This window comes from Nostocoides australiense Ben110 (genome assembly GCF_001050535.1).
Taxonomy (GTDB): domain Bacteria; phylum Actinomycetota; class Actinomycetes; order Actinomycetales; family Dermatophilaceae; genus Nostocoides_A; species Nostocoides_A australiense.
The window spans coordinates 2,964,841-2,975,476 of sequence record NZ_HG764815.1 but is presented as its reverse complement, the minus strand read 5'-3'; the positions used below and the strand labels follow the sequence as shown (position 1 = coordinate 2,975,476).

The 10,636-nt window shown below is 69.4% G+C and carries 12 protein-coding genes; 6 read left to right on the top strand and 6 right to left on the bottom strand.

Annotation, left to right across the window (positions count from 1 at the left end):
- On the top strand, positions 1–1,854 hold a 1,854-nt coding region (locus BN11_RS14315), incomplete at its 5' end, for a DEAD/DEAH box helicase (protein WP_048698721.1).
- Positions 1,855–1,930: 76 nt separating this feature from the next.
- Here BN11_RS14315 and BN11_RS14310 read toward each other — a convergent pair.
- Together BN11_RS14310 and BN11_RS14305 are read right to left on the bottom strand one after the other, a co-directional pair.
- Positions 1,931–2,215, bottom strand: coding sequence for a hypothetical protein (locus tag BN11_RS14310; RefSeq protein WP_048698718.1), 285 nt, complete (start codon positions 2,213–2,215; stop codon positions 1,931–1,933).
- 367 nt (positions 2,216–2,582) lie between these two features.
- Positions 2,583–4,427: an SMP-30/gluconolactonase/LRE family protein gene (locus BN11_RS14305; RefSeq protein ID WP_162213243.1), complete on the bottom strand. Its 1,845-nt coding sequence runs from the start codon at positions 4,425–4,427 to the stop codon at positions 2,583–2,585.
- A 110-nt stretch (positions 4,428–4,537) separates the two neighbouring features.
- On the opposite strand from BN11_RS14305, the gene BN11_RS22860 reads away from it, so the two are divergent.
- A complete protein-coding gene (locus BN11_RS22860) occupies positions 4,538–4,675 on the top strand; it encodes a helix-turn-helix domain-containing protein (protein ID WP_235435489.1) in 138 nt (45 codons plus the stop codon).
- A 46-nt stretch (positions 4,676–4,721) separates the two neighbouring features.
- Here the strand turns inward: BN11_RS22860 and BN11_RS14300 are convergent, their stop codons facing one another.
- Positions 4,722–5,654, bottom strand: coding sequence for a 5'-3' exonuclease (locus tag BN11_RS14300; RefSeq protein WP_048698712.1), 933 nt, complete (start codon positions 5,652–5,654; stop codon positions 4,722–4,724).
- An 80-nt stretch (positions 5,655–5,734) separates the two neighbouring features.
- Here BN11_RS14300 and BN11_RS14295 point away from each other — a divergent pair, with 80 nt between their 5' ends.
- Complete coding sequence (locus BN11_RS14295) at positions 5,735–6,157, top strand: Lrp/AsnC family transcriptional regulator (RefSeq protein ID WP_048698709.1); 423 nt, start codon at positions 5,735–5,737, stop codon at positions 6,155–6,157.
- 8 nt (positions 6,158–6,165) lie between these two features.
- On the opposite strand, the gene ybaK is transcribed toward BN11_RS14295, so the two are convergent.
- The 3 genes from ybaK to BN11_RS14280 form a co-directional block, all read right to left on the bottom strand.
- Complete coding sequence (gene ybaK, locus BN11_RS14290) at positions 6,166–6,666, bottom strand: Cys-tRNA(Pro) deacylase (RefSeq protein WP_048698706.1); 501 nt, start codon at positions 6,664–6,666, stop codon at positions 6,166–6,168.
- A 5-nt stretch (positions 6,667–6,671) separates the two neighbouring features.
- The gene (locus BN11_RS14285; protein WP_235435488.1) at positions 6,672–7,247 is read right to left on the bottom strand and encodes a biotin transporter BioY; all 576 of its coding nucleotides are present in this window, start codon (positions 7,245–7,247) and stop codon (positions 6,672–6,674) included.
- A 193-nt stretch (positions 7,248–7,440) separates the two neighbouring features.
- Positions 7,441–8,901 carry a KamA family radical SAM protein gene (locus BN11_RS14280; protein ID WP_048698702.1) on the bottom strand — a complete coding sequence of 487 codons (1,461 nt, stop codon included), beginning with the start codon at positions 8,899–8,901 and terminating at the stop codon, positions 7,441–7,443.
- An 88-nt stretch (positions 8,902–8,989) separates the two neighbouring features.
- Here BN11_RS14280 and kdd point away from each other — a divergent pair, with 88 nt between their 5' ends.
- The 3 genes from kdd to BN11_RS23895 form a co-directional block, all read left to right on the top strand.
- A complete protein-coding gene (kdd, locus tag BN11_RS14275; protein WP_235435487.1) occupies positions 8,990–9,805 on the top strand; it encodes an L-erythro-3,5-diaminohexanoate dehydrogenase in 816 nt (271 codons plus the stop codon).
- 2 nt (positions 9,806–9,807) lie between these two features.
- Complete coding sequence (locus BN11_RS25255) at positions 9,808–10,056, top strand: hypothetical protein (RefSeq protein ID WP_235435486.1); 249 nt, start codon at positions 9,808–9,810, stop codon at positions 10,054–10,056.
- 186 nt (positions 10,057–10,242) lie between these two features.
- Positions 10,243–10,636: RNA polymerase sigma factor (locus BN11_RS23895; protein WP_053084118.1), on the top strand; the 394-nt coding region annotated here is incomplete at its 3' end.

The window sequence follows — 10,636 nt, the reverse complement described above, 5'->3', positions numbered from 1 at the left end:
GGCTGTGACGCCGCCGTCGGCCAGCTGCTCGGCAACGGCATCCGGCTGATCCCCGAGGAGCAGGGCGAGCGCAACCGGCGGCTGGTCGAGGAGCGTTCGGCGAGCCTGGCCGACGAGGACCTCGGCGTCCTCGGCTACTGGGACTTCGTCGAGGGGATCTCGCGTGGTTTCGCGGCTCACCACGCCGGGATGCTGCCGACCTTCCGCGAGATCGTCGAGGAACTCTTCACCGCCGGCGCCATCCGGGCCGTCTTCGCCACGGAGACCCTGGCGCTCGGCATCAACATGCCGGCGCGCACGGTCGTGCTGGAGAAGCTGGTGAAGTTCAACGGCGAGTCGCATGTCGACCTCTCGCCGGCCGAATACACCCAGTTGACCGGACGGGCCGGCCGCCGCGGCATCGACATCGAGGGGCACGCCCTCGTGGTGTGGCGGCGCGGCGTCGACCCGGTCTATGTCGCTGGGCTCGCTTCGACGCGCACCTACCCGCTGCGCTCGAGTTTCCGGCCGTCCTACAACATGGCCGTCAATCTCGTTGCGCAAGTGGGGCGTTCGCGGGCGTCGGAGGTGCTGCAAACGTCGTTCGCGCAGTTCCAGGCGGACCGGTCCGTCGTGGGGTTGGTGCAGGAGGGCAAGGACCGGCAGGCGGCGTTGGAGGGCTATGCCGAGGCGATGCACTGTCATCTCGGGGACTTCCGGGAGTATGCCGCGATCCGCCACCAGATCTCCCAGCTCGAGAAGGAGGGGGCCAAGGCGCGGTCGGCGGCCCGCAAGGCCGAGGCAGCCGTCTCGCTGGAGGCGCTGCGGGTCGGCGACATCATCACCATCCCCGCCGGCCGGCGCGCCGGGCTTGCCGTGGTCATCGAGCCGTCCAGGTCCTATCGCGGGGAGACCTCGCTGCCCACCGTGTTGACCGAGGACAAGCACGTCAAGACCCTCACGCTGAGCGACATCCCCACCGCTGTCACGGCGATGGGGTCGATGCCGGTGCCCCGGCACTTCAACGCCAAGTCGCCGAAATCCCGCCGAGACCTGGCGACGACGCTGCGCATCAAGGCACCACGCCGCCCGCGGGAGGTCGACCCCGCCACGGCCGGCCGCGCGGCGGCCGGGGGTGAGGACGCCCGGATCGCCGGACTGCGCCGCCAGTTGCGGGCCCATCCGTGCCACGCCTGCCCGGACCGTGAGGAGCACGCCCGCTGGTCCGATCGCTGGTGGCGACTGCGCCGGGAGTCCGACGGCCTGACCCGGCAGGTGGAGGCTCGCACCAACACCGTCGCCAAGACCTTCGAACGCATCTGCGGCCTGCTGACCGACCTCGGCTATCTCGTCGACGGCGGCGAGGCGGTCAGCCCGGACGGGGAGCGGCTGCGGCGGCTCTATTCGGACCGGGACCTGCTGACGGCCGAGTGCCTGCGCCAAGGCGTCTGGAAGCGCCTGGACTCCTCCGAACTCGCGGCGTGCGTGTCGATGCTCGTGCACGAGCCGCGCTTCGGCGAGACCGATCCGCAGCCGCGGATGCCCACCGACGGCGTCGCCGAGGCGGCCGCGCGGATGCTCGACATCTGGGCGAGCCTGGAGGAGCGGGAGGAGGCGGCGCGGCTGCCGCATACCCCCATGCCCGACGCCGGACTGGCGTGGTCGGTGCACCGGTGGGCCGCCGGCCAGCGTCTCGATGTCGTGCTCAAGGACACCGACCTGGCTGCCGGCGACTTCGTCCGCCGCTGCAAGCAGGTCGTCGACCTGCTCGGCCAGATCGCCGACGCCGCCCCCGAACCCCACCTGCGCACCCTCGCCCGCCAGGCCACCACGTCCGTCATGCGCGGCGTCGTCGCCGCCGACCGCCTCGACTGAAAACCGTTGGGGCCCAGTAACCTCTGCTAGCTGAGGCTAGTCAAATCAGCACAGCTAGGACAGTGTGCTGATTTGACTAAGGTCTGCTGAGTTGCGTCGCGGGATCGCCGTATGCCGCGCGCTGGGTCGCTTGGAGTTGGCGGGCCAAGGCGCGTGCCTTCTCCACTTTCTGGCGCACGACAGCCAACTGGAGCACTTCGTCGGGCTGGATCCGGGCAAAGGCCCAGCCGTCGAGCCGCAGGTCGTCCTCGCGGAGCTTCTCCGTCGCGGACCAGAGCCGACCGGTGACTGGCCACCACTCTCCCCCCGAAAGACCGGAGCAGAGCTGCCGCAAGGAGCCGGTGTTTGTTGGCGGCCGCATTCCACGGCGTCTCACCCTCCCACGGCGGGATGGGGTCCTCGGGGGACCACACGGCATACCACCCCCGGATCGGTCGCCAGATCCGCCCGGACTTGCGCAATTGGGCGAGTTCGTAGGGTCCGAGACCGATCCTGTTCGCCTCGGACGTAGGGACAAGATGGTCGATGGCCAGCTGATGAAGTTCCATCGCGTCATCGTGTCGGACGTCGCCCGGCCCGGCCAGTCTCCGGTCGCCGAGCTGTGGATAACTCGAAACCAGCTGGGGCACAGAGCGACTCAGCAGAGGCTAGCCAAATCAGCAGACCGAGCAAGGTGTGCTGATTCGACAAGCCTCTGCTAGCAGAGGTTACGTGGCCGACCCCGCGGGTCAGCTCACCGAGAGCTTGATGACCCGGTTGCCCCAGGTGTCGGACATATAGGCGGTCGAGGCGTTGACGAAGGTGACCTGGAAGGGGCCGCCGAAGGCGGTGGTACCCGCCGAGGCGCCGGTGACCTCGTAGGCGAAGGCGCCGGAGGTGCTCATCTTGACCAGGCGCTTGTTGCCGGTGTCGGCGACCCAGAGCGAGCCGTCGGGGGCGGCGGTGACGCCCCACGGCACCCGGAAGCCCCGGGTCCCCGAGACGGGAACCACCGACCACGAACCGTTGCGGTAGGCCTGGATCCGGTTGTTGAGGGTGTCGGCGACGTAGACGGTGCCGTCGGCGTCGACGGAGATGCCGGTCGGCATCCCGAACTGGCCCACGCCGGTGCCGGCGCTGCCGACTGCCTTCAGGACCGTCGCCGTCTTGTTGGCGACGTTGACGCGGAACTGTTGCACCCGGCTGTTGCCCGAGTCCGCGACCCACAAGGTGCCGTCGGGGGCGAAGGCCAGGCCCTGCGGGAAGGTGAAATTGCCGGGCTGGGAGTTGCGTGAACCCCAGACGAACAACTGCTGGCTGCCGGTGTTGTTGAAGACCTTGATCTCGTGGCTCTCGCGGTTGGCGACGAAGACGTGACCCGTCCCCGGTTGGACCGCCACCGCCCACTGGAAGTTCAGCGACATGACTTCGCCGCGGATGCCGCGCTGGCCCCAGGTCGTGATCGCACCGGTGGCCGCGTCCTTGCGGACGATGCGCTGGTTCCACCAGTCGCTGACGAAGAGATTGCCCTTGGCGTCGACGGCCACGCCGCGCGGGCTGTTGGCGCCGGTCTTGGGGGCCCGAACCCCGAACAACCGACGCTTCAGCGTGGCACCAGCGGAAGTGAAGCTGTACTCCTTGAGGGAGTAATCCCACTCGTCGGCGACGAGGAGCAGGCCGTCGGGGGTGACGTCGACGCCGCGCGGGTCGATGAAGGCCTTGCTCGTGCCCCCGCCGATGGCGTAGAGCTGCTTGCCGCGGGTGGTGCCCGTGGTGGAGAAGGCGATGATCCGGGCGTTGCCGTCATCGGTGACGAAGGCGATATTGCCGTTGCGGCTGAGGGTGATCCCGCGCGGGTCGCCCTTGAACTGGCCCGGCCCGCTGCCCTCCGAGCCGAAGGAGAAGAGCGCGTTTCCGGCCTTGCTGAAGACGTCGATCCGCCGCTCGCGGGCGTTGACGACATAGACATCGCCCGTCACCTTGTTGACCTCGATCTGGCGGGGCTGGTTGAACCCGGTGGCGAAGACCTTGATCAGGGCGCCGGTCTTGGTGAACACCTGCACCCGGCTGCCGTCGACGGTGTAGACGACCTCGGCGGGGGCGCCGTTCTGGTCCAGCCCCGGACCGACCGCGACGCCATAGACGGCGGTGAACTGCCCGGGCGCGGTGCCTTTGGTGCCCCACTTGGCGAGTTCGGTCTGCAGGTCCGGGGAGTACTTCACCATGCGGTTGTTGGGGGTGTCGGCGACATAGACGGCGCCGGACTTGTCGACCGCGACCGCGCGGGCGGCGCCCATGTCGCCGTCGCCGGTGCCCTTGCCCCCCTTGGTCCACTTGTCGATCTTGCCGGTGGCACGCACGACGCGCTCGACGCGATAGCGGCCCGGGTCGACGACGTAGTAATAGGCGCTCGTCGTGGCAACGTCGACGGGATACATCGACGCGAATGCCCCGCCGAGGACCGTGCCGAGGTAGGTCGCGCCGGCCCGGGCGGGGGTCTCGGCGTGGGCGCCGGACGCGACGGTGGTGACGGCCCCCGAGAGGGCGACGGCGGTGGCTCCAGTGAGCAGCGTGCGGCGATCATGCATGGTCATCGTGACTTTTCCCCAGGGATTGTGGTGCGGACGTGCTCCACCGATGGTGCCACGTTTTCGCGCGATATACCGCATTCGGTGGGAGGGTTGCGCCTATGGCGTCGGGTCGTATGCTGCAGAGCACTGACCTCGACGTGGAGAGCATCGCCCGCCGGTGTGGTTTTGGCAGCTCGGCGCTGCTGCGCCACCACTTCGCCGCGCACGTCGGGGTCCCGCCGACCGACTACCGCCGAACGTTCGCCCGCTGACCCGCTCGGGTGGCCCAGTCGCACCGAGTGCAGCCCGCCGGCCCGTTCACCCGAGGCCGAGGGCGTCGATCACCCGGTTGATGGGCGAGGTGAGCCCGTACTCCGAGGCGAGCCGCGACATACCCGCAAGATCGGCGATCTCGGTCGGCAACTCGCCCGACTCGTCGGGCACCGGCGCGTCGTGGGCGACGCGCACGACGAGGGGACCGACATCCAGATAGGCCGAGCCCGCCTCGAGATTGCGGCGTTGCGCCCCCTTGATCGCCGGGTCGCCGCCGTCGATCGCTTCCCGGAGGGCCGTCAGCGAGCCGTATGCCGTGATGAGCTTCGCCGCGGTCTTCTCGCCGACCCCGGCAACGCCGGGCAGGCCGTCGCTCGTGTCGCCGCGCAGGACCGCCATATCGGCATACTGCTCGCCGTTGGCGACGCCGTACTTTTCCATCAGGAACGCCTCGTCGACGACATCGGCGTTGCGAACGCCGCCGCGGGCGGTGTACAGCACGCGTACGTGAGCAGCGTCGTCGACGAGTTGGAAGAGGTCCCGGTCGCCGGTGACGACGTCGATCGGCATCGTGCCCTTGTGCCGGGCGACAAGGGTGCCGATCGCGTCGTCGGCCTCGTAGCCGTCGGCGCCGAGGCGCGTGATGCCCAGTGCCGCAAGGGCATCGACGATGATCGGCACCTGCGGAGTCAGGGCGTCGGGCACTTCCTCCTCCTCGACCGAGCCGTCCGCTACCCGATGGGTCTTGTAGGAGGGGATCGCGTCCACCCGGAACTGCGGGCGCCAGTCGTTGTCCCAGCACGCGATCAAGTGGGTCGGGTGATGCTCGCGCACCAAGGTGGCGATGAAGTCGAGGAAACCCCGCACGGCGTTCGTGGCCGGGCCCGGGGCATCATCCGGCCGGTCGTCCGGGACGCCGAAGAAGGCCCGGAAGTACAGGCTCGCGGAGTCCAGCAGCATCAAGCGGGGCTCGGTCATACGGCACATCATGCCGCCTGCTCACGAGCCCGCCGAAAAGTCCGATTGCGCTTCGCGCCGCGCGCAGTAAAGCTTGTCCCGTGGAAGACGTCGATCGAAGACTCGTGCAGCTGCTTCGCCAGGACGGCCGGATGAGTTATACCGACCTGGGCAAGGCCGTCGGCTTGTCGACATCCGCTGTCCACCAACGGGTTCGGCGGCTGGAGGAGCGCAAGGTGCTACTCGGATACGGCGCCCGTGTCGCGCATGACCAGCTCGGTGACCCGCTCACCGCCTTCATCGCCGTGACCCCGTTCGACCTCTCCGCGCCCGACGACATCCCCGAGCGGCTGCGCGGGATCTCCGAGATCGAGGCCTGCCACTCGGTCGCCGGGGATTCGAACTACCTGCTCAAGGTCCGCGTCGCCACGCCCGGCGCGCTCGAGTCACTCATCAGCCGGATCCGCGCCGCCGCCAACGTCTCGACCCACACGACGATCGTGCTCTCCACCCCCTGGGAGTAAGGCGCAGATCAACGCGCGATGGCGGCATACCGTCCGACGATGACGCGCAGCAATTCGGCCGGGGCAAGGCCGATGTCGAATCCCCTTCGGCCACCGCTGACATACACCACGGCCTGCGCCGCAGCACTCTCGTCGAGCAGGGTCGGCAGCGCGCGCTTCTGCCCGACGGGGGAGATGCCGCCGACGACGTAGCCGGTGATGCGTTGTGCGGCAACGGGATCGCACATCGTTGCGCGCTTGGCGGCGCAGGCGGTCGCCATGGCTTTGAGGTCCAGTTGCTGGGTGACCGGCACGATGCCGACGGCGGTCCGGTCGGGTCCGCCCTCGAGGTCGACGAGAAGCGTCTTGAAGACCTGGGCGGGCGGCACTCCCAGTGCTTCCGCGGCTTCCAGTCCGTAGGACGGTGCGCTGGGGTCGTGCGGGTAGGTGTGTTGCGTAAAGCGAACCCCGGCCGCGGTCAAGGCGACCGTTGCCGGGGTCCCGGAGGTGTGCGTCGACTTCTTGGCCACGTGCCTCAGCGCACGCGGCGGACCAGGGCCCAGGCGCCGGGCAGGAGACCGGCGGCGGCCGCGATCTTGAGGCCGTCACCGAGGAGGAAGGGGGTCAGGCCCTTCTCGATCGCCGTGCTCAGATCCATGCCGGTGTTGGCGGCGAGATAGGGCACGCCGACGGCGTAGATGACGAGGTTGCCCAGGACCATCAGGCCGATGGTCTTCAGCACGGTCCGGTCGCCGCCGCGGGAGGCGAGCGCTCCGACGAGCGTGGCGGCGAGGATGAACCCGATCAGGTAGCCGAAGCTCGGGAAGCCCCAGCCGCTGCGGTGCTCGGCGAACCACGGCATACCGGCCATCCCGGCGAGGACATAGATGCCGACCGACGCCAGGCCGCGGCCGGCGCCGAGGGCGGCACCCGTCAGCAGCACGGCGAAGGTGCCGAGCGAGAGCGGGATCGGGGTGAAGCCGAGCGGAATGGCCCACTGCGCCAGCAGGCCGATGAAGCCGGCGCCACCGAGGACGAGCGCGGCATCGCGCACCAGCCCTCCGGGGATGACATCGGCAAGGACGCGGGGACGTTCGACGATGGCGGTCACGATCGTGAGCCTATCGGCGCGCCCGCCGCAGCACACCCCATGGGGTCGCATTCTGGACGTGGTCCCGGTCACCGCGGGCGGGCCATGACGCACTTTTCCGCCCAGTGCCACTTTCTTGCGGTACGCATCGCAACATTCGCGCTGCGAACCGCTAGAAAGCCGCCCAGAGCCGACGACCCACCGCCCGCGAGGGCTAGTGGACGGCGAGCAGGTCCGCGGCGCGGGAGGCGGCGTCGCGCGACGCCGCGGCGCGGGCCATGGCGATCTCGAGGTCGGCGCCGTGGTCGCCCTGCGAGCGCCACCACTGCTGCCCGGACTCGGGGAGGGAGTAGATCGGGTCGTAGTAGACATAGTCGCGCGAGATCGCTTCGGTGTCGGCGGCCTCGATGGAGGTGCGATAGTTCTTGCGCCAGAACGACATCCCGAGCTCACGGTCATACGACTCGACCTGGTGCACCCACCGCTTGCCGACGAACGGCACATCGCAGACGATGCGCGGCGTGGCAAAGCCGGGCAGGTATCCCATGATCGCGTGCTGGAGGTGCTGCGCCTCGGCCAGCGAGACGCGCCAGTGCTCGGAGAAGGGGATCATGTCGCACATGTAGAAGTAGTACGGCGTGATCATCGCGCCGTCCTGGAGCGCGAAGCACAGGTCCAGCAGCTGGTCGGCGCTGTCGTTCACACCACGCATCAGCACGCCCTGGTTGCGGACGTCGCGCACGCCGACCTCGAGCATCGTGCGGGAGGCCTTGGCGACCAGCGGAGTGACGGAGGCGGAGTTGTTGACATGCGTGTGGATGGCGAGGGAGACGCCGCGCTCGTGGGCCGTCTTGGCGACCCGCTCGATGCCCTCGACGACATCGGGCTGTAGCCAGTGCTGCGGCAGGCCCATGAGGGCCTTGGTGGCGAGGCGGATGTCGCGAATGTTGTCGACGCGCAGCAGCTGGTCGAGGAAGGCCTCGAGGTTCTTCCACGGCATGTTGGCGACATCGCCGCCGGAGACGACGACGTCACGCACCTGCGGGGTGCGCTGCAGGTAGTCGAGCATCGCGGCATACCGGTCGACCGGCTTGCCGGCCAGTTTGAGCTTGGCCACCTGCGGGGTGGAGTTGCCGACAAGGTCCATGCGCGTGCAGTGGCCGCAATACTGCGCGCAGGTGGGGATCATCTCCGCGAGCACCTTGGTCGGATAGCGGTGCGTCAGACCCTCGACCGCCCACATGTCGTGCTCGTGGAGCGAGTCCCGGGTGGCGTAGGGGTGGCTCGGCCAGTCGGTGCGGCGGTCGGAGAAGACCGGGAGCATGTAGAGGCGCACCGGGTCGGCGTAGAAGGCGGCGGTGAAGTCGGCGCCGGCGGCCGGCATCGGATCGGCGGTGGCCGCCACCATCGTGTTCATCATCTGCGGCGGCACCAGCATCGACATCGTCGCGCGCTCGGCTTGGTCGCGCTCGAGGTCGGCATAGAAGCGTTCCTGCAGCAGATCGCCCATCAGGTCGCGCAGCTGCTTGATGTTCTTGACGCAGTTGACGCGCTGCCACTGCGCGTCCTCCCACTGCGCGGGGGTGACATCGCGCCAGCCGGGGAAGCGGGTCCAGTCCGGCTCGACCAACTCCCGCTGGGTATAGACGTAGGGCTGCTCGACGTGCGCTGTCATACATGACAGGATAGACAAGAACTCCTGTGTTCGTGAAGTCTCGACGCAAGAGTTGCGGTGGTATGCCGGATAGCAAGGAGATCTTTCCGTGTCCCGTCCCGTTTCGTCGCCCGTTGGTCTGCATCGCGTCCTCGAGCCCGCGGGGGAGAGCCTGCCGCAGGCCGCCTGCCGGCTCGACGCCACCTCGCCGCTGTGGCCGGACGAGGTGCGCGTCGCCGTCGAGACCCTGAATCTCGACGCCGCGTCCTATCGCCAGCTCGCCGAGAGCCACACCGCCGACGGAGTCCTCGACGCGCAGGCGCTCAAGGCGCAGGTGCTCGACATCGTCGCGACGCGGGGCAAGATGCAGAACCCGGTCACCGGCTCCGGCGGCATGCTCATCGGCACGGTCGAGGAGGTCGGGCCGGAGTCGACGCTCGGCCTCGCGGTCGGCGACCGCGTAGCCACCCTCGTCTCGCTGTCGTTGACGCCGCTGGTCATCACCGACGGCCTGGCGTCCTGGGACGGACGCAGCGAGCGCGTCCCCGCGCACGGGCACGCGATCCTCTTCGGTCGCTCGATCGCGGCGAAGCTGCCGGAGGACCTTTCGCCCGAGCTCGCGCTGATGGTCATGGACGTATGCGGCGCCCCCGCCCTCGTCCGCCGGGTCGTCGAGTCATATGCCGCCCGGGGCGCCGCCCCGACCGTGCTCGTCCTCGGTGGGGCGGGCAAGTCCGGCTCGCTGGCGCTCGCACAGCCGCGGCCGCGTCGGGGGGTGGGCGGCGAATCGCCGTGGTGCCCAACGAGGTTGAGGCAGAGCGCCTGCGTGCGACTAGGCTGGCCGATGCCGTCGTCATCGCCGATGCCCGCTCTCCGCTGGGGCTCTCGCAGGCCGTCGCAGCCGCCGGTGGGCCGGCCGACCTGACGGTGGTCTGTGTCGACGTCCCGGGGTGTGAGCAGCCGGCCATCCTGTCCACCGCCCAAGGCGGCACCGTCATCTTCTTCTCGATGGCGACCAACTTCGCCGCCGCGGCGCTCGGGGCCGAGGGACTCGCTGCCGACGTCACGATGCTCGTCGGCAACGGTTATGTGCCCGGCCACGCGGCATACGCCCTCGACCTGCTGCGGGCCGACGCCGACGTACGCGCCATGTTCGAGGCCCGCCTCTCGGAATGAGTAAGGCCTGGCCGTCGTGACGCGGGTGTTGTGACATCGTGGACCGGGCGGACATTACCCGGCATGCGACCACGACACCGAGGGGGCCACGGTGGGTGACCTGGCCTTCGCCCAGCTCTTCCAGGAGCACGCGCCGCGGGTCTATGCCTACGCCCGCCGGCACATCGCCATCGACAGTGTGAGGACGTGGTCTCCGAGACCTTCCTGCACGCCTGGCGCCGCCGCGCGGAACTCCCCGCGGAGCCGCTGCCGTGGCTCCTGGTGACCGCGCGACATACGATCCACAACCGCACGCGCGGCCAGCGGCGCGCGGAATCCCTTTGGCAACAAGCGGTTTCGGAATACTGGCGAACGCCTGCGCCGCTGCCGCCCGACGAGGCCGTCGCCGAACGTGACGCGATGATCGCGGCACTGGCGGCGTGCAGCCCCGCCGAGCGCGAGGCCCTCTTGCTCATCCCGTGGGACGGCCTGACGTATGCGGACGCCGCAGCTGTCCTCGGCTGCAGCGAGCGGGCTCTGACCGTGCGCGTCAGCCGATCCGCGCCGCGCAGGGGCCGGCGCTGGCTCGCCGTCGCCGCCG